The sequence below is a fragment of the Nocardia iowensis genome (assembly GCF_019222765.1).
Lineage (GTDB): Bacteria > Actinomycetota > Actinomycetes > Mycobacteriales > Mycobacteriaceae > Nocardia > Nocardia iowensis.
In genome coordinates, this window is record NZ_CP078145.1 from 6,267,381 (window position 1) to 6,286,777 (window position 19,397).

16 protein-coding genes are annotated in these 19,397 nt (G+C 67.5%); 4 read left to right on the forward strand and 12 right to left on the reverse strand.

Features of this window, described 5'->3' with window-relative positions:
* Nucleotides 1-121: 121 nt before the first annotated feature.
* Nucleotides 122-4,336: an ATP-dependent RNA helicase HrpA gene (gene hrpA, locus KV110_RS28860; RefSeq protein ID WP_218470369.1), complete on the forward strand. Its 4,215-nt coding sequence runs from the start codon at nt 122-124 to the stop codon at nt 4,334-4,336.
* 143 nt (nt 4,337-4,479) lie between these two features.
* On the opposite strand, the gene nrdR is transcribed toward hrpA, so the two are convergent.
* The 3 genes from nrdR to KV110_RS28875 all read right to left on the reverse strand — a co-directional run bounded on the left by nrdR (nt 4,480) and on the right by KV110_RS28875 (nt 7,177).
* Nucleotides 4,480-4,947, reverse strand: coding sequence for a transcriptional regulator NrdR (gene nrdR, locus KV110_RS28865; RefSeq protein WP_218470370.1), 468 nt, complete (start codon nt 4,945-4,947; stop codon nt 4,480-4,482).
* Nucleotides 4,948-5,172: 225 nt separating this feature from the next.
* The gene (locus KV110_RS28870; RefSeq protein WP_218470371.1) at nt 5,173-6,429 is read right to left on the reverse strand and encodes a hypothetical protein; all 1,257 of its coding nucleotides are present in this window, start codon (nt 6,427-6,429) and stop codon (nt 5,173-5,175) included.
* Between the two features lie 229 nt (nt 6,430-6,658).
* Entirely contained in the window at nt 6,659-7,177 is a 519-nt protein-coding gene (locus tag KV110_RS28875) for a hypothetical protein (protein ID WP_218470372.1), read from the reverse strand.
* A 317-nt stretch (nt 7,178-7,494) separates the two neighbouring features.
* Here KV110_RS28875 and lexA point away from each other — a divergent pair, with 317 nt between their 5' ends.
* A complete protein-coding gene (gene lexA, locus KV110_RS28880; RefSeq protein WP_218470373.1) occupies nt 7,495-8,229 on the forward strand; it encodes a transcriptional repressor LexA in 735 nt (244 codons plus the stop codon).
* Nucleotides 8,230-8,280: 51 nt separating this feature from the next.
* On the opposite strand, the gene KV110_RS28885 is transcribed toward lexA, so the two are convergent.
* Nucleotides 8,281-8,859, reverse strand: a complete 579-nt coding sequence (locus KV110_RS28885; protein WP_218470374.1) for a DUF2867 domain-containing protein — start codon at nt 8,857-8,859, stop codon at nt 8,281-8,283.
* Between the two features lie 77 nt (nt 8,860-8,936).
* On the opposite strand from KV110_RS28885, the gene KV110_RS28890 reads away from it, so the two are divergent.
* Entirely contained in the window at nt 8,937-9,656 is a 720-nt protein-coding gene (locus KV110_RS28890; protein ID WP_218470375.1) for a helix-turn-helix domain-containing protein, read from the forward strand.
* A gap of 71 nt (nt 9,657-9,727) precedes the next feature.
* Here KV110_RS28890 and KV110_RS28895 read toward each other — a convergent pair whose 3' ends face one another.
* Nucleotides 9,728-10,375, reverse strand: a complete 648-nt coding sequence (locus KV110_RS28895) for a TetR/AcrR family transcriptional regulator C-terminal domain-containing protein (protein WP_218470376.1) — start codon at nt 10,373-10,375, stop codon at nt 9,728-9,730.
* A 93-nt stretch (nt 10,376-10,468) separates the two neighbouring features.
* Here KV110_RS28895 and KV110_RS28900 point away from each other — a divergent pair, with 93 nt between their 5' ends.
* Nucleotides 10,469-11,950, forward strand: coding sequence for an FAD-dependent monooxygenase (locus KV110_RS28900; RefSeq protein ID WP_218470377.1), 1,482 nt, complete (start codon nt 10,469-10,471; stop codon nt 11,948-11,950).
* A gap of 102 nt (nt 11,951-12,052) precedes the next feature.
* Here KV110_RS28900 and KV110_RS28905 read toward each other — a convergent pair whose 3' ends face one another.
* The 7 genes from KV110_RS28905 to KV110_RS28935 form a co-directional block, all read right to left on the reverse strand.
* Nucleotides 12,053-12,232 carry a YegP family protein gene (locus KV110_RS28905; protein ID WP_218479014.1) on the reverse strand — a complete coding sequence of 60 codons (180 nt, stop codon included), beginning with the start codon at nt 12,230-12,232 and terminating at the stop codon, nt 12,053-12,055.
* 346 nt (nt 12,233-12,578) lie between these two features.
* Complete coding sequence (locus KV110_RS28910; RefSeq protein WP_218470378.1) at nt 12,579-13,859, reverse strand: SGNH/GDSL hydrolase family protein; 1,281 nt, start codon at nt 13,857-13,859, stop codon at nt 12,579-12,581.
* Nucleotides 13,860-13,952: 93 nt separating this feature from the next.
* Nucleotides 13,953-14,900 carry an alpha/beta hydrolase gene (locus KV110_RS28915; RefSeq protein ID WP_218470379.1) on the reverse strand — a complete coding sequence of 316 codons (948 nt, stop codon included), beginning with the start codon at nt 14,898-14,900 and terminating at the stop codon, nt 13,953-13,955.
* A gap of 134 nt (nt 14,901-15,034) precedes the next feature.
* On the reverse strand, nt 15,035-16,264 hold the full coding sequence (locus KV110_RS28920) for a metallophosphoesterase (protein WP_343224130.1): 1,230 nt from the start codon (nt 16,262-16,264) through the stop codon (nt 15,035-15,037).
* Nucleotides 16,265-16,307: 43 nt separating this feature from the next.
* Nucleotides 16,308-17,834, reverse strand: coding sequence for a tripartite tricarboxylate transporter permease (locus tag KV110_RS28925; protein ID WP_218470381.1), 1,527 nt, complete (start codon nt 17,832-17,834; stop codon nt 16,308-16,310).
* A 1-nt stretch (nt 17,835) separates the two neighbouring features.
* Nucleotides 17,836-18,414 carry a tripartite tricarboxylate transporter TctB family protein gene (locus tag KV110_RS28930; RefSeq protein WP_218470382.1) on the reverse strand — a complete coding sequence of 193 codons (579 nt, stop codon included), beginning with the start codon at nt 18,412-18,414 and terminating at the stop codon, nt 17,836-17,838.
* On the reverse strand, nt 18,411-19,388 hold the full coding sequence (locus KV110_RS28935; RefSeq protein ID WP_218470383.1) for a Bug family tripartite tricarboxylate transporter substrate binding protein: 978 nt from the start codon (nt 19,386-19,388) through the stop codon (nt 18,411-18,413). Before KV110_RS28935 ends, KV110_RS28930 begins: the two co-directional genes overlap by 4 nt.
* Between the last annotated feature and the right edge of the window lie 9 nt (nt 19,389-19,397).

The following is a 19,397-nucleotide window of genomic DNA, read 5'->3' on the forward strand; positions in this document are numbered from 1 at the left end:
ATCTTCGCATACCAACGCCCCGGTACCCGGTAGATCCGGACCGTCAGCACACCACCGGCAACCGGCCAGGTCCGCCTGACGGAAATATCAGTTGCCGCCCTTCGCTAGGCTTATGAATGCAATGACCAGGACAGCTGACACCGGACCCCGCGAGCTCCGCACCCGCCTGGCGAATCTCTCCCTCCGCGACGAATACCGGCTGAAGCGCCGGCTCGACAAAGCGCGCGGTGGTGACCTCGGCGCGGTCGAGGCCGAGATCGCCGCCGCCGAACTCCGCATCGACGCGCGCCGCGCCGCCGTCCCGGAGATCCGCTACCCCGAGCAGCTGCCGGTCACCCAGCGCCGCGAAGACATCGCCGCGGCCATCGCCGCGCATCAGGTGGTGATCGTGGCCGGCGAGACGGGTTCCGGCAAGACCACCCAGATCCCGAAGATCTGCCTGGAACTCGGCCGCGGCATCCGCGGCACCATCGGCCATACCCAGCCGCGCAGGCTGGCCGCGCGCACCGTCGCCGAACGCATCGCCGAGGAGCTCGGCACCGAACTCGGCGACGTCGTGGGCTACACGGTCCGCTTCACCGACCACGCCTCCGACCGCACCCTGATCAAGCTGATGACCGACGGCATCCTGCTCGCCGAGATCCAGCGCGACCGGCTGCTGCGCCGCTACGACACGATCATCATCGACGAGGCGCACGAACGCAGCCTCAATATCGACTTCCTGCTCGGCTACCTCAAACAGCTGCTACCGCGCAGACCCGACCTGAAGGTGATCATCACCTCGGCCACCATCGATCCGGAACTGTTCGCCAGGCACTTCGCCGACGAAAAAGGCGCTCCCGCCCCGATTGTCGAGGTGTCCGGCAGGTCCTACCCGGTGGAGCTGCGTTACCGGCCGCTCTCGCTGGAACTGCCCCGCGCCGACGACGAAGACGACGAGGACACCCGGGTGGTGGACCGCGACCCGGTGGACGCCATCGGCGACGCGGTCACCGAACTGTTCGCCGAGGGCGATGGCGACGTGCTGGTGTTCCTGTCCGGCGAACGCGAGATCCGGGACACCGCGGACGCACTGCGCGACCTGAAACTACCGCGGACCGAAATCCTGCCGCTGTACGCGCGGCTGTCCACGGCCGAACAGCACCGGGTGTTCGCGCCGCATCCGGGCCGTCGCGTGGTGCTGGCCACCAATGTCGCGGAGACCTCGCTGACCGTGCCCGGCATTCGGTACGTCGTCGACCCGGGAACCGCCCGCATTTCCCGCTACTCGATGCGCACCAAGGTGCAGCGGCTGCCGATCGAACCGGTCTCCCAGGCCTCGGCCCGGCAGCGCGCCGGACGCTGTGGTCGCGTCGCCGACGGCATCTGCATCCGGCTGTACGCCGAGGACGATTTCGACTCCCGGCCCGCGTTCACCGAACCGGAGATCCTGCGCACCAACCTGGCCGCCGTCATCCTGCAGATGACCGCGCTCGGGCTCGGCGATATCGAGAACTTCCCGTTCGTGGAGGCGCCGGACAAGCGCGCGATCCGGGACGGCATCGCGCTGCTGGAGGAACTCGGCGCGCTGGGGCGGCGAACCGGCAAGGACGCCGACACGCATGCCGATACCGGGCTGACGCTCACGCCGATCGGGCGCGATATGGCGCAGCTTCCGGTCGACCCGCGGATGGCGCGGATGCTGGTGGAGGCGCACCGCGGGGGCTGCCTGGCGGAGGTGCTGATCATCGTTGCGGCACTGTCGATTCAGGATGTGCGTGAGCGACCCGCCGACAATCAGCAGGCCGCCGATACCAAGCACGCGCGCTTCACTGTCGAGGGCTCGGACTTCCTCGCCTATCTGCGCCTGTGGGATTACCTCACCGAGCAGCGCAAATCATTGTCCGCCAATCAGTTCCGGCGGATGTGCCGGGAGGAGTTCCTGCACTATCTGCGAATCAGGGAGTGGCAGGATCTGCACGGGCAGTTGCGCACGATCACCAAGGGGCTCGGGTGGTCGACAGAGGACGGCGCCGCCACGCAAGCTGCCGGAACGCGGCGCGAGGGCGCCGAAACCGCGGGCGCCGATGGACAGTCGGACAGCGAGTCGCGCGGCGGGCGATCACGGGGCCGAACCGCGGCGTCGGGTCGACCGGACGAGAACAGTTCGCGCCGTGCAGCAGCCGCCACCAGCGGGCCCGCTGGTGGCCGGTCCGGGTCGCGGCGACGGCGCTCGTCCGGCCGTGCCGCCGACTCCTCGCCCCACGCGGCGGCAGGGTCTACCGTGGAATCCGACGGTGACCCTTGGGATTCCGTCGGCATTCACCAAGCCCTGCTGGCAGGCATGCTTTCCCATATCGGGCTGCGGGAAGCCGAATCGCGGGAGTTCCTCGGCGCGCGCAACGCGAAGTTCATGATCTTTCCCGGCTCGTCGCTGGCGAAGAAACCCCCGCGCTGGGTGATGGCCGCCGAGCTGGTCGAGACATCGCGGCTGTGGGGGCGGATCACGGCCAAGGTGGAGCCGGAATGGGCCGAGCGGCTCGCCGGCGATCTGGGGAAACGCACCTACTCCGAACCACATTGGTCGGCCAAGCGCGGCGCTGCCAGCGCCTACGAGCGCGTCACGCTGTACGGGATCCCGCTGGTGACCGGCAGACAGGTCGATTACGGTCGGATCGATCCTGGGCTGTCGCGCGAGCTGTTCATCAGGCACGCGCTGGTGCAGGGCGAATGGCAGACCCGCCACGAGTTCTTCCACCGCAACCGCGAATTGATCGACGACGTCGCCGATCTGGAGCACCGCGCGCGCCGCCGCGACATCCTGGTCGACGACGACGTGCTGTTCGAGTTCTACGACAAGCGGTTGCCCGCCGACATCGTCTCGGTGCGCCATTTCGACAGCTGGTGGAAGTCCGCGCGCCGGAAAGACCCCGCGCTGCTGGACTTCTCGACATCGACCGTCGTCAACGAGAACGCGGCCGCGCTGGATCCGGCCGCCTTCCCCGATGCGTGGCGGCAGGGCGAGCTCAGCTTCCCGCTCACCTACCAATTCGAACCGGGAAACGAGGAAGACGGTGTCACCGTACGCATCCCGGTCGAGCAGCTGGCCCACGTGCGCGCCGTCGGCTTCGACTGGCTGGTCCCAGGCATGCGCGACGAGCTGGCCGCGGCGCTGATCAAAACACTGCCGAAAACGTTGCGGCGCAGCGTTGTTCCGGCTCCGGACTTCGCGGCGGCGGCCTTGGCCGCGCTCACGCCGCGCGCGGAGCCGCTACGCATCGGGTTGGCGAGGGAGCTTTCGCGCCTGGGTTCGATCACGATCGACCCGAGCGACCTCGACCCCGGCGCGCTGCCGGATCACCTGCGAATGACTTTCGCCGCCGTTGATACCGAGGGCCGGGTTCTGGCCCGCAGTAAGAGTCTGGCGGCGCTCAAAACCCAGTTGGCCGAGCAGGTTTCCGCGTCGGTCGCCCGCGCGACAGCGGGTGCGGAACGCGCACCCGCCGCGGTGTGGACGTCGGAATCGCTCGGCACGGTGGAGCCGACGGTGCGTCGCGAGGTCGCCGGACAGACCGTCACCGGCTATCCCGCCCTGGTTCCCGAGGGTGACGGGGTGGCGGTTCGAGTGCTCAGCTCCCCCGCCGCCCAGGCGGCCGCGATGCGGGCGGGCACCCGGACGCTGGTCCTGAACGCGCTACCGACCTCGGTCCGCACCGTCACCGCGGGACTACCACCCACCGATCGTCTTGCGCTGAGCCAGAATCCGTACGGATCGCTGGAAGCGCTGGTCGAGGATTGCCGCGCCGCGGCCGCCGACGAGCTCATCGCCGCCGCGGGCGGGCCCGTGCACAATCCGGACGACTTCGCGGCCCTCGTCGCGAAGATCCGCCCCGATCTCGGCGCCGCGGTAGCGCGACTGGTCCGGCTGGTTGTCCCGATTCTCGCTGAGGCACACCGGGTTTCGGCGGCGCTGGCGGAGACCACCGAGCGCGATATCGCCGATGACGTCCGTGACCAACTGGACAACCTCGTCTTCCCCGGTTTCATCTCCGAATGGGGCAGTACCCGGCTGCGCGAACTCCCCCGGTACTTGCAGGCCGCCGTCGTCCGGCTGGCGGCTTTGCCCGGTTCGGCGGCGCGCGACCGTCAGGGCATGCTCGAGCTGGACCGCGCCCTCGCCGCCTACGACCGGCTGGTAAACGCGCTACCGGAGAACCGGCGCCACAGCCCCGCCGTGACCGAAATCTGGTGGATGATCGAAGAATTCCGGATCAGCCTGTTCGCCCAGAAGCTCGGAACGCCCTACCCCGTGTCCGCCAAGCGCATCGAGAAGGCCATCAGCGCGATCCGCCGATAACCGACCCGACCCCGTACACAGCCAGATTCCCGCGAAGGATCCGACTGTAGTGCCGCCCGAGCTTCGTGCCCTGCATCTCTTGGCGCACGAACCGTTCGGCGATTGATACGCACTGAGCCAAAGTGTGCGCGGTGCAGGCTCGACTATTCGGCGGCCACCGCGGCGGCGCGGGCGGTACGCATGTCCTGGATCTCGCGTTCGAAGTCTTCCGCGGAAGTGAAGGAGCGGTAGACGGAGGCGAATCGGAGGTAGGCGACCTCGTCGAGGTCGCGCAGCGGGCCGAGGATGGCCAGGCCGACCTCGTGGCTCGGCACCTCGGGGGAACCCTTGGCGCGCACGGCGTCTTCCACCTTCTGCGCGAGCAGGTTCAGGGCGTCGTCGTCGACTTCGCGACCTTGGCAGGCGCGGCGCACACCGCGGATGACCTTGTCCCGACTGAACGGCTCGGTGACGCCGCTGCGTTTGACCACGGACAGGATCGCGGTTTCCACCGTGCTGAACCGCCGCCCACAGTGCGGGCACGCGCGGCGGCGGCGGATGGCCGCGCCTTCGTCGGCCTCGCGCGAGTCCACCACCCGGGAGTCGGGGTGTCGGCAGTACGGGCAATGCATCCGAGAGATCCTTCGTCGATGCGCGCGCTCGCGGCCGGCCCGGCAACCGATCGGGGTGACCGTCCCGGCGAGCGCGTGTACTGGGGCCTGGACCCCGGCACCAGGTAAACCTCAGGCGATATGCGGAATACCTGCATAGCACTTCGAGGATACCCGTCCGGGTACTCGGGTTGTCCCACTCACCCTTTACCCGGCGTCATCGACCGCACGTGCGCCGGTTCACTCCTATTCCACGAGCTGCCATTGCGAGGTCAGGTCGGCAATGAGTTCGGGCAGGCGCGGGATCAGGCGGCCGCGGGCGAGTTTGTGCCAGAACGACTCGCCGAGCACGGCCGGAGCGAGCGCCGGGTTCAGCTCCATGTCGATGTGGCGCGGGACGAGGTCGCCGGTGATGTAGGTCCAGCGGGTGTCCCGGTCGGCCCAGTTGAAGTCGGGCAGCGGGGTGCGCAGGGCCAGGGTGCGGCCGCCGATGTTCGCGCGGACGGTGGCCGGTGCGAAGACGCCGGGGGCGCGGACACCGGGTACGGCGGGTTTGCCCGCGATGGTGCTCACGTAGGTGAGGACGCGACCGATCGGGGCACGGCCCGCCGAGGTCTCGTCCCATTGGTCGGCGATCACCCGGTTCTGTTCGCGGTCGGTCATCCGGATCAGCGCGTCGATGTAGCCGTCGTGGGTGCCCGCGGCGATGGACTGCCATGCGGTGTGGATGTCGTCGTCGAGCACGCCCGCCTCGTACATCTCGTCGATGCCCCGGATGCCAAGCGCGACATAGGCTTCGTGCATCGGGACCAGGTCGGTGAAGATGTGCTTCTGCATGATCATCAGCCGGGTTTGGTACCAGGTGACGTCCGCGGCGCTGAGCCGCGAGCCTTCGGCGGCGAGCAGGTGTAGATCGGCGGGCAGCTCGCGCACCAATTCCGGTGGGGTGCCGCGCAACAGGTCGGCGACGGCGTTGCCGAGTTGATGGATGCCCGGCACGTCGAGTACGACACCCACGTCGCTCATGTCGAAGAAGCCGGAGGCGAACGAGCCGCCTGCGATGCCCGCCAGACCGGCCCAATAGAACTCCGGGTGCTGGGTGGTGAGCCGCAAATAGTTGACGTACACCAGGTTGAAGGTGCGTTCGTTGGCGCGGACCCCCTGCGCCGGGTCCCAGGCCGCGAGGTCGATGGCGGCGTTGCGGGTCGCGACGACCAACCAGTACTGGTGCAGCAGCGTCGCGTACCGGCGTGGCGATACGCCGTCGGCACGGGCTTGCTCGACCGCCGCGACCAGCACTGATTCGTCCAGTGGGAGTTCCGGATTCAGGCCGCCGCCACCCGCGCCGTCCCCGTTGACGGCGGGCAGGTCCAGGTACGCGGCGTAGGCCGGTGCCGCCTGGGCGGCCGGGATCGCACCTAGCCCGATAACGAGACACAGTGAGAGCCCGGCGATCCGGGTGAGCAGCCGGACGGCGCGTCCAGTGGTGGCGAGGTGCGTCATTGCTAGTGTCCCGAACTCGTTCGATGGCAAAGGCCGCGTTTGGCAAAGGGCTTTGCCAGATCACGTTTTCAGCACACTAGCAACATGTTCCAGTGGACGATCAACAAATTCGGCCACGCCAGCGTCGGGCGGCGGTCAGCGCGGCGCCAAGCCGTTCCTCATCGATGTACCGGCGGGACGTGCAGGTACGGACGGCACACTCGGAGCGTCCAGCCGTCGTCGACCCCGATCAACGCGGTGCGGTGACACCTTGGGGCAGCACACTTCCGGACACGCCGTCGGCAGGGATCGACTGCCCGTCGACCACGGCGGGCACCGTGCTGGTCGTCGCGTCGCCGCCCCAGTCACCGGCCCGCAGATGCGCCAGCGTGATCAGCGTGGCCACCACGAGCGCGCTCAACAGCGCCGCCATCGCGAGCACGGCAAACCCCACCTGTGCCTGCTCGACGAGCTCGGTCGGGTGCGCGCCACGGGATTGCCGCACCGCCGAAGTCCGTATGCCACGGTCGTATACGACGACCGCACCCGCGGGCCTCGCACCGCGCGGACGTCGGTCGACGGCGGATCGATGCGCCGAATCCGTCGGGCGGACACGGAGGGTGCCGCGATGCACGCGCGGGATGGTATCGAAGCCGAGATCGGCGTCGGCCGTGTCGATATCGGTGCTGTCGAGGTGGTCGGAGTCGAGGGCGTGCGGTGCGCGACCCGCGCCGATCGCCGTGTTGATATCGCTGATCGCAGTGCTCATCGGACAAACCTCCGTGGTGGGTGCTCCGTCTGTGTTCGAGCTGGGTCGGTCGAGCTCGGCGGCCTGCGGGGGCCGTTCGGTGCCGCTGTTCGGTGCCGGTTTTCGATACATCGTTCGCTCAGGTGTTCGAAGAACTGATGTTCGATTTCTACCACGCGGCACCGACAATGTCAGTAGAAACGCCCGACATGCCTCGAACAGATGTTTGAAACATCGGCGCGACCGGGCTAGATTCGAAAGACGAAATTCAGGACAGGCCACGCAGGGATATGCCGGGCAGCGGATCAGCCCGGACACAGCAAGGAAGGGCGGTTGCGGTGAGGCACACAGACGACACGGGCGTAGAGAGCGAAGGCAGCGCCGACACGGCGGTTACCGGGGCGGATCTCACCGTGCGTCAGCGCAAAGTGCTGGAGGTGATCCGGTCCTCGGTGAGCGAGCGCGGCTACCCGCCGAGCATTCGGGAGATCGGCGACGCCGTCGGGCTGACGTCCACCTCCTCGGTGGCCCATCAATTACGCGCACTGGAGCGCAAGGGCTTTCTGCGTCGCGACCCGAATCGCCCACGCGCCGTGGACGTCCGCGGTCTCGACGAGGTGGGGCGCGCGGTGACCAGTTTGCACGCGGCCGCCGCCATCGACGAATCCGACAGCAGTGCAGTCGATCCGACCAGGCCGACACCGACGTTCGTGCCGGTGCTCGGCCGGATCGCCGCCGGTGGCCCGATCCTGGCCGAGCAGGCGGTCGAGGACGTGTTCCCGCTGCCCCGCGAGCTGGTCGGCGAGGGATCGCTGTTCCTGTTGAAGGTCGTCGGTCAGTCGATGATCGACGCGGCGATCTGCGACGGCGACTGGGTGGTGGTGCGTCAGCAGAACGTCGCCGACAACGGCGACATCGTCGCCGCCATGATCGACGGCGAGGCCACGGTGAAGACGTTCAAGCGCACCGGCAAGGATGTCTGGCTGATGCCGCACAACCCGGTGTTCGAACCGATCCCCGGCAACGACGCACAGGTACTCGGCAAGGTCGTCACGGTCATCCGCAAGATCTGACCGAGTTGACACATCAACGGCCGCACGGTGATCCGTGCGGCCGTTCGGTGGTCAGGCCGCAGTGCGCAGCTCCCGCCAGTCTCGCCCGATCGATCGCATCAGGAGCGGGTTCACCAGAAACACTCGAATCGGCTTGATGGCGGCCATGTACAGCCTGCCGAAGAGTCCGTTCGGCTTCACCAACGCGGTCATCTCACCGTGGTAGCCGCCTGCCCCGTCCGGCACCCAACCGACGTGCATCAGTGCGTGCACCGTCCGGTTGGCGACCTCGGCCACCCACTCGGTGTCGGTTTGGTACACCGACTTGAACGGGACCACCTCGAAGTCCGGGCCGCGTGGCCCGTCGCGCAGATCGTCGGGCAACCGGTCCCGCAGCGTTGCCACCCTGACGCCGACGCCCGCGTCGGGCTTGTCCAGGCCCAGCATCGCCCCCAGTTTCCAACGGAGATCGAGCAATCTGCGGACGACGGGGTCGGAAACGTCTGTCGACGTGAACTGCTGCACGAATACCGCGAGGTCGTCGGGCCCGCCGGGGGTCGGCAATGCCCAGACGTCCTCGATCCGGAAATCGCTTGCCAGGTCGTGGATCCGCCACGGCCGGTGGGTAAAGCTGGTACTCGGGAGCCTCATGTCTCGACCTTTCCTTCGCGCACCGACCCTGCGGCCGACCCCTCGACGGTGCCGGGGACGGATGCAATCATGAGGTCATGATCGAGGAGCCGCGTTCGTGGCGTCTTGAACAAAACGGCAATGCCGTGTTCGCCGCCAGCTGCGGCGAGTTCGCCTGCTACGCCGAGAACACCGGGCAACCCGACGCCAGCCATCGCCATCCGGCATGGGAGCTCGTGCTGTCCTGGGACGGTCCGCTGCGGGCCACCGACGAGCACGGCAAGGTCATCACCGCGCCCGGGGTGCTGATCCCGCCGGGGACCCTGAACACGACCCGGCAGCCGAGCGGCTTCACCTCCCTGTGGATCGATCCGTACTGTCTCGCGCTCCCCGGCAGGGCGCGCATCCTCCCCCTCGATCTGGTCCAGGTTCGTCGGCTACTCGCCGCCACCACGGGTGACTTCGATTCGGCACGGCTGCGACACACCGTCCATCAAGTGCTCGACGGCAGCACACAATTCATTGATCCCCGGCTGCGACAGGCGCTGGACATGCTGGACGACGGCACCGGCATCGCCGAACTCGCCGACCGGGTCGGACTGTCGCCACGGCGGCTGCGCCAGCTGGCCGCTCGAGATCTCGGCGGAACACTCCCGAAATTGCGTCGATGGCACCGCCTGCGCGAAGCAGGTCTCTTGCTCCCCTTCTATCCCGCCGCCGAAGTGGCCGCCCGCACCGGCTTCGCCGACCAGGCCCACCTGATCCGCACCATGTCCGCGTTCACCGGCCGCACACCCAGCTCGACACCGATCGCTTGACCGTGCGCCCCACTCGCGAACGCCGCGGCTATCGCCGTTGAGCAAGAAGCCGCGCGCGGCCGAGAGGGGTTTCAGAGCACGGGATTCGTTCGGGTGGTGCGGATTCCGGCGAGGATTACGCGTAGGCCGTGGTCGAACTCGGTATCGAAATCGGCGGCGGCGAATTCGATGACCATGCGAGCGGTCAACGGGTAGCGGGTGGTGTCGACGATCTGTTCGATGTGTTCGAGCCGGTAGGGATTGCTGTCGTAGTCCACGCCGGTGCGGGCTTGTTCCTCGATGACGAAACCGGTTGTGTAGTGCAGCAGCAGCGGGAAGACACGACCGGCGTCGGCCATCGAGAAGCCCGCGTCTTCGAGCGTGCGCAGTGTCAATTCCACTGTGCGCCATAGCGCTTCGTCGTGGACGTAGGTGCCCGCGAGCACCTTGGCCCCGTCGCGGTAGCGGAGCATGGCCCGGCGCAACCGGGTGGCGAGCTCGATCATCCAGTCCTGCCAGCCTTCACCCTGCCGTGGCGCCTCGAGGTCGCCGACCGCGCCCACGAAGACGGTCCTGGCCATCGCGTCGAGCAGTTCACGCTTGTTCTTGACGTGCCAGTAGAGCGCCGGCGCCTGCACGTCCAGCGCCGCGGCCACCTTGCGCATGGTCAGCCCGTCGAGACCGACCTCGTCCAGCAGTTCGAGCGCCGCTTGGGCGATCACCTGGGTATCGAGCTTCACTGCCGCCTCCTGTCGGGAACCTCTTGACAGCTTAACAACGTTCATGTCTGATTTAACAACGTTAAGCGATTTAACGTTGTTAAGGAGAAAGTCATGGAGACGACCGAGGTCGTGATCGCTGGTGCCGGGCCGACCGGACTGATGCTGGCCTGCGAATTGCGGCTCGCCGGGATCGAGGTGGCACTGCTCGACGGGCTTCCGGAGCGCACGGGCGAATCCCGGGCCGGTGGTATCCACGCTCGCACGATGGAGATCTTCGATCAGCGCGGGCTGCTCGACCGGCTCGTTACGCAGGGGCATCCCCTGCAGGCCGGTCACTTCGGCGCGCTGCCATTGAATTTCGCCGACTTCGACACGCGCTACCCCCACCTGCTCGCGGTCCTGCAGTCGGTGATCGAACGCGAACTCGAAGGGCGCGCAAACGAACTGGGGCTCGCCGTACGGTGGGGCTCGCCGGTCGTCGGCTTCGAGCAGGACGCGACAGGCGTCGACGTCGAGATCGGCGGACCTGACGGTCCACGCCGAATTCGGGCGGCCTACCTGGTCGGCTGCGACGGTGGCCGCAGCGCGGTCCGCAAGCTCGCCGGTATCGACTTCGCCGGAACCGCCGCGACGATGACCGGCATGCTGGCCGATGTCGAATTGGCCGAGCCGCCCGCGGAGCAGTTCTTCGGACGCCGCCGTGGCGGGGGCGACTTTTCGGTAGTGCAATTCCAACCCGGTTGGTACCGGCTGGTCGTGCAACGGCACGACCTCATCCTGGAGCGCGGCAGCCAACTATCGTTCGAGGACTTCCGGGCGCACTTCACCGAGATCGCGGGCACCGACTTCGGGATGCACAGCCCTCGATGGGTAACGCACTACGGTGACGCGGCCCGCCAAGCCGACCGTTATCGGGACGGGCGAGTGTTTCTTGCCGGAGACGCCGCACACATCCACTACCCCGCGGGCGGCCAGGGACTCAATCTGGGCGTCCAGGACGCGGTCAATCTCGGCTGGAAGCTCGCAACTACGTTGCGCGGCAACGTCTCCGACGCCCTGCTCGACACCTACGAAACCGAACGGCATCCGGTCGGCGCCCGCGTCCTGCACAACACCCGCGCGCAGACCGCGCTGGGCAGGCCCGGCCCGCATATGGACGCACTGCGCGACACCATGAGCGATCTGATCGACCTGGACGAGGTCCGCCGACGACTCGGGTTCATGATCACCGCCCTGGACATCCGCTACGACACCAAAGGCGCCCATCCACTCGCCGGACGTCGCGTCCCCGACGTCGACCTCACCACCACCGAAGGCACCACCCGCGTCTGTGAACTACTACGCACCGCCCGCCCGATTCTATTGCGCCTCAACAGAAACCAGACTCACACAGGCACCGGATGGCATGACCGACTCACCGTCGTGGACGCCCGAAGCCACACCACCCACTGGACCCTCCCCGGCATCGGCGCCATCCCCACCCCCACCGCCCTCCTCATCCGCCCCGACGGCTACACCGCTTGGGCCACCAACACCCCCCACGACCCCACCCTCCCCGAAGCCCTCACCACCTGGCTGGGCCCCAGCCGTTAGGCGAACGGGACATGACGGTGCGTCCACTCGGCTTTTTGCTCAGTCATGTCCCCCTCGACGCACCGGGTCGGTGTGTCAGGTGGGTTGGGGGGTGAGGTGGGGCTAGGACTGGTCCTCGGTTGGTGCGCCGGGGGCGTTCTTCTGGACCGACTCGATGCCGTTTTTCGCTGCGGCCTTGGATTCATACGCCTGGCTAGCGGCAATGACCTCGCCGTTTGCCGCTTTCAGGTGCCAGCGGAACTTTCCGGCCTTGTCGGTGAACAGCTCGAATTTGGCGGCCATGGTGACCACGCCTTTCGCTCGAAGGGTAAATACCTGCCCATCGGGGAATAGACCGCCCAGTGTGCGTTCAATCCAGGAAACCGCCACCCGCTGCAGCCGCCCGCCTCGTTTGGCGATGCGTCCACGGGACGGACCGGGAATTGGACCCGCTTCGCATAGTCCGCCGTTACCGCTTGCGAGCTCGACCGCGAAGCGGATAGCCCTAGTGATCCAGATCACAGTCCAAGTCCGACTGGCCACCCGCTCCGAATGACTGGATTGAAGTCGCATGCCCGAACCCGGGATCCCGCGCCGCCCGCAGCAGGCGCGGGATCCCGGTCGAGCGCACACCTGCGACGGCCGCGAGTCAGCGGCCGGTCAGGACACCGGCGGCGATCGCTGCCGCCATGGCGCGATATCCGGCGTCTCCGGGGTGCAGGTGGTCGCCACTGTCATAGGCGGGGTTCAGCATTCGGGGGTTGCCGGGATCGGACATCACGGCATCGAAGTCGATCACCGCGTCGTAGGCGCCCGAGGTGCGGATCCATGCGTTGACGGTCTGCCGAGTCTGCTCACGCTCGGCGGTGTAATAGGGCGAACCGTCGAAGGGCAGCAGCGTGGCGCCGACGATGCGGACGCCAGCGGCGCGAGATTGCCGGATGAGTTCGCGGTAGCCGTCGATGAGGCGGTCGGCCGTTACCGTCGTGCGCGGTGCGGCGATGGGATCGGCGGAGTCGCTCATCCCGATGTCGTTGATGCCCGCCAGGACGAGCACGGTTCCCACGCCCGGTTGGGCCAGCACGTCACGCCGGAATCGGGACACCGCGCCGTCGCCGAGCAGGGCCGAATCGACCGTCACTCGATTGCCGCTGATACCCGCGTTCAATACTGGGCGGGAAAGACCTTGGGCAGCAAGACTTTCGGCGAGCCGATCGGGATAGCGGCCGTTCGTGTCGACGGTCGAGGCGTAGCCGTCGGTGATCGAATCCCCGAATGCCACCACCGCGTCCGGCCGAGGCGTGCCGGCGGCGGCGTCGATGCCTGCCAGGTAGTACCAGGATCGGGACAGTTCGGTGAAGGCGTCGGCGGCCGGGTCGGCACGATGGTCGCCGTCGGCCCGGTAACTGGTGGCGAGGGCCTGGGCATGGTGAGTTGCGGGTCCGGTAGGGCGAGCGAGGTAGAGGGTGACCGTCAGCGACTCTTGCGGTGCTACCGGCAACAACACCGGATCGGTGGCCGCCTCGCCGCCGGGCGCGATCTGGAACCCAGGCCGTAGTCCGATCATCAAGGGCCGGACCGTATCCGGATGCACCGCCGCGCCACCCGCGGATCGGGCGATCGTCGCGCCGGTAACCTCCAGCGGCACATCACCGTACCGATTCGACAGCCGCACGCGAATCTTCTCCCCACCGCCGCCTACTCGAACCACTTGCCGCACAGTCTGATTCGCGAATCCTGACATCGCCCACACAGCGGTGGACGCGGCGACCGGCCGCTGCTGCGCGGTGACCCAGACCGCGTCCCATTCCGCGGCCGCGTCGTTGCGCTGGCCACCCAGCGTCGCGGCGAGGATCGCCCCGATCACCACGAACGCTACGGCTACATATCGGATACGGACTCGTTCAAGGAACTTTGCGACGTTAACCATGTGGCAACACTATGAATCAGCGACGAGCGTTCCAATGGCCAATACTCTCCACCAAATGCTTCCAACACTCATCGAAGAAGCGACACCGCAGGGTCAAGCGCCGAGGGCGCGGGCCAGGTGCGGCCACGAATTGCGCAAGTCGGCTTCGAACAATCCCCACGTGTGTGAGCCCCTGGACCGGTTGATGTGGACCGCGGACACGCCGACCTGGGCCAGTCTGCGTACGAAGGCGGCGGTGCATACGCTGGCCAGCGCCTCGACGGGCGGCGAAGGTAGTCCGCCTCGATCTATCGTCCCGGGGATGCCCGTCGCCGCCGACAGATAGACGACCTTTCCGGCGAGCGCACCCGCTTTGGCGAACGCGTCGTGTGCCCGCCATCTCGGACCACCCGGCGCACCCCACATATTCACCGGATTGCCCCCGCCACGCATCACCTGGGCACTGACCATCGCGATCCCGAACGGGTCAGCGGACCACGGGCACCCGCTGTACGCCGCGACGGCGTGATACAAACGGGGCGCCTGGATGGCGAGATCGACCGCGGAGCCCGCACTCATCGACACCCCGGCGATAGCGTTACGGCCGCTGGTACCGAGCCGGGTGTCGAGAACGCCAGGCAGTTCGCGGGTGAAGTAGGTCAGCCACCGGTTGCGGCCGGTCACGGGGTCGTCGGCGATCCAGTCGGTGTACATGCTGAACGCGCCACCCACCGGCATCACCACGTTGACGTGCTTGTCGGCGAAGAATTCCCGGACATCGGTGTTGTCCCACCAGGAGATACCGTCCTCGCCCCCGCCGATGCCGGTGAGCAGATACAGCGTGGGCGCGGGACCGCCCGCGGCGCGAATCACCCGGTTGGACACCACGCGATCCATCGAGGGCGAGTAGACGTCGATGCGGTACGCGGAACGACCCAGGGCCGCTTCGGCCACCACGCGCGCCGAGGTAGGGGCCGCCGCGGCAGGGGCGGGCACGCCGGAAACCGCGAAAGCGGTCACCAGGATGCTGACGAGTGCTGTCAAATACTTTGAAGCCGTCATCGACTCCGGTTATACCGCCGAAGAGCCGTGACCTGCACCGAACACGCGCAGACCAGGCAGCAGGGTTATCGAACCGCAGCATTGCGGGCGCCCGGCACGTCGGCCGTAGGGGCAGGGCTCAACGCCGGAAACGTTCACGCCTGCTTCGAGGCGAGCTCTATCACGGTGATGTCGGACGGTGCTCCGACGCGGACCGGCGGGCCCCACGCGCCCGCACCGCGCGTGACGTACAGTTGCGTGTCGCCGTAGCGCTCGAGCCCGGCAACGGTCGGATTGACAAGGCCCGCAAGGTAATTGCCCGGCCACAGTTGCCCGCCGTGGGTGTGCCCGGACAACTGCAGATCGACACCGTGCGCAACGGCATCCTCGATGAGGACGGGCTGGTGCGCCAAGAGCACGGCGGTACGCGACAGATCCCGGTCGCCGAGCGCCTTGACGAAGTCAGGTCCCTGGCCCGTGCGCTCGCCCTGGATATCGTTGACTCCCGCGAGGTCGAATCCTGGCAACTCCGTGCGGGTGTTGGCCAGCAGGTGTATTCCCAGTTCCTGGACGTGTTCGATCCACTGCTCGGCGCCGGAGAAGTACTCGTGATTGCCGGTCACGAAATACGCGCCGTGCCGGGCCCGCAAACCCGCCAGCGGCGCGACGGCGGGGCGCAGATCCGCCACACTGCCGTCGACCATGTCACCGACGATCGCGATGAGATCGGGCTGGGTGTCGTTGATCGTGGCCACCACGCGCTCGGCGAAACCACGGCCCAGGATCGGACCGAGGTGGATGTCGCTGACCACGGCGATCCGGAACCCGTGCGCCCCGCGGGGTAACGAGGCCAGCGGCACGGTGAGGCGCTTGACCTGCGGGCCGCTCAGCACACCATAGGTTCCGTAGCCGACTGTCGTCACCGCGGCGACGGCGGCCGCACCGCCCACGGCGCGAGAGACGAAGAGGCGGCGCGGTATTCGGGGTGCGTCGGCCGAATCTGGCTTCGGCAGAGCAGTAGCGCCGTGCCCCGGGACCGGCTCGACTGTCCGTGGTGCCACGGTTGTCGCGGTGGTGTCCCGCTGCCGCAACAGCGGGATCCGCACGACCTCGCCGACGAGCAACGCCAGGAGCAGATAGACGAAGACCGCGCCCCACAGATAGCCCGGCCACGCGATGAACCGCACGACCAGGAACGGAATTCCGGCGCGCTCGGTCATACCGGCCGCGACCAGCAATAGGGGTCCGGCAACGAGAATCGCCGTGCCGATCCGCCGACCGACCGATCCCGCGACCGTGGTGTCGCGCACCAGGCGCCGCCACACGTACCAGTGGAGCGCACCGAACACGGCCAAGACCACAACCAGAACAACCACAATGCCCACGGCCGCACGCTCCATCACACTCCGGACCCGCAGCCCACGCTACCTAGGAGTGCGCGGAGGCATCCATCTCGACGGGTTTCCCACGGCCGCGCAGAGTTCGGATCCCTTTCGCGATCAACGGCCAGAGCAGAATTGTCGCGATCACCGCGTAGACGATGATGGAGAACCAGGTGTTGACCAGTCCGCTGAGGGCTCCGTCGCTGATTTGCAGGGCCCGCCGCATCTGCTGTTCCGCGTTCGGACCCAGGATCGCCCCGATGATCGCCGGGAGCAGCGGGAGTCCGAATCTGCGCATGCCGAACCCGATTACGCCGATCACCAGCAGTAGCACCAGATCGACCGTATCGCCGCTGACGGCGTAGGCGCCGACGCTGGCGAAAAACAGGATCCCGGCGTACAGATAGGGCCGCGGAATTCGCAGCAGCTTCGCCCAGATCGGCGCGAGCGGCAGATTCAGCACCAGCAACAGCACGGTGCCGATGAAGAGGCTCGCGATCAGCGTCCACACCAGTTCCGATTCCCGTTGGAACAGCAGCGGTCCCGGCTGGATCCCGTATTGCTGGAACGCCGCCAGCATTACCGCCGCTGTCGCGGTAGTCGGCAGGCCGAGCGTCAGCATCGTCGTCAGCGTGCCCGCCGCCGAAGCGCTGGCGGTGGACTCCGGCCCCGCCACACCCTCGATCGCGCCCTTGCCGAATTCGTCCCGATGCTTGGACAGGCGCTTCTCGGTGGCATAAGACAGAAACGTCGGGATCTCGGCGCCCCCGGCCGGTACCGCGCCGAAGGGGAACCCGATCAGTGGTCCACGCAGCCACGGTTTCCACGATCGGTCGAAGTCTTGTCGGCTGAGCCAGGCTCGGCCCACCGGAATCGCGGTGCCCGGGCGACGTCTCAGATGCGCGGCGACCCACAACGCCTCCCCCACCGCGAACAATCCGACCGCGATGATGATCACGTCGATGCCATCGGCCAGTTGCAAGAAGCCGAACGTCAGCCGTTGCTGTCCGGTGATCGGGTCGAGCCCGATCAGGCCGAGCGTCAAACCGATGCCGAGCGAGGCGAACCCGCGGACCCGCGAGCTGCCGAGCACCGATGTCACCGCGATGAAAGCCAGCAGCATGATGGCGAAATAGTCTGGCGCGCCGATGTTCACCGCGAACTTCGCCACCGTCGGCGCCAGCAGCACCAACAGCACGGTACCGGTGATACCGCCGACGAAGTGACCGATCGCCGCGGTCGCCAGCGCTTGCGCGCCGCGTCCCCGCTGCGCCATCGGATAACCCTCGATCGCGGTGACCACCGCCGCGGTTTCACCGGGGGTGTTGAGCAGGATCGACGTGGTCGACCCGCCGAACATGCCCCCGTAGTAGATCCCGGCGAACATGATGAACGCGCCGGTCGGCTCCACGCTGTAGGTGATCGGCAGTAGTAAGGCCACCGCCATCGCGGGCCCGATCCCGGGCAGCACGCCGATCGCGGTGCCGAGCAGCACCCCGACGGCGGCCAGTAGCAAGTGTGTCGGGGTCAGTGCGGTGCCGAATCCGGCGACGAGATCTCCCAGTGCGTCCAAGTCAGATCACCCGCTCGAGCGGGCCGCCGGGCAGCGCGACGCCGAGCAGCTGCACGAAGACGACGTGGGTGACCAGCGCGAGAATGACCGCGACCAGCGGGTCACGTAACCAGTGCCTGCTACCCAACGCGTAGGCCGCACCCCAGAACAACAGCGTGCCCGCGATCGGGAAGCCGACGATGTCGATGAGCACGATATTGGCGACGAACACGCCGACCAACAGCGCGACGGTTCGCCACTCCGGCGGCGTGGACAGGTCGATGTCTTCGCCGCCCTCCGCCTCCCCCTTCCCGCCGCGCAACACATCGATGGCCAGCACGACGGCGACCAGCAGGAGCAGCGCACCCACCGCCAACGGCATTGCCTTCGGCCCGACCGGGCCACGCTGGGTGAAGTTCGTCGACATCGTCATGGCGTCGACGATCACCACGGCGCCCGCGCCGGCGAGCAACGCGGCCACAGCGAGCTCGGAACGCTCACGCAGCCAATCGGTCAGGCCGCCGCTCGCCGTCCCCTCGCCGCGCTCCTGCTCACCAGCGCTCGTCCCGGGACCGCTGCCCGCCGGTCCGCCGGTGCTCATCCCAGCCCCAGTTCCTTCAGCACCGAGCCGACCTGGTCGGTCTGCTGCTGGATGAAGGTGCCGAACTCGGCACCGGTCAGGAACGCGTCGCCCCAGCCGTTCGTGCTGACCGCGTCCTTCCACTGGGCCGAGTCGTGCATCTTCGTGTAGGCATCGACCAGCGCCTTGCGATCGGCGTCGCTGATGCCCGGCGGCGCGACGACACCGCGCCAGTTGGTGAATTCGACGTTGATACCGGCCTCTTTCAGGGTCGGCGCGTCGACGCCCGCGATCCGCTTGGCACCGGTCACCGCGAGCACCCGCAGCTCACCGGCCTGGATCTGGTCGAGGTATTCGCCGACTCCCGAAACGCCGAAGGCAATCTTGTTGCCGAGCACCGAAGCCAGCAGTTCGCCGCCACCGTCGAACGGCACGTAATTGACCTGTCGCGGTTCGATACCGATGGCCTTGGCCACCAGCATCGGCGCCAGGTGATCAGGACCGCCCGGCGCGGAGCCACCGCCGACGGGGACCGCCCCCGGATTGGCCTTCCACTCGCCGACCAACTGCTTGATGTCGGTGTACTTGGAATTCTTCGACACCACGATGATGTCGGGCTCTTCGAGCAGCCGGGCGATCGGCGTGGTGTCGGACAGCTTCGACGGCGATTTGTTCGTATAGACGCTGCCGACGACTCCCAGGCCCATCTGCATGACCAACTTGCCGTTGCCGTTCTCGCCGACCAGTCGGCCCAGGCCAACGGTGCCGCCTGCGCCCGGCAGGTTGAAAACCTCGACCGAGCGGGCGATTCCGGCCTCCTCCATCGTCTTCGCGGAGGTGCGGGCGGTGATGTCGTACCCGCCGCCCGGGGAATTGGGCACCATGATCCGGACGCCGGTCAGCTTGTCGGCCGAGCCGCCCGCGCCATTGCACGCCGTCAGCGCGACTGCCACGAAGACACCTATACAGGCGGTCAGCAGCTTCGGAGTTCTCACTGTCGATCC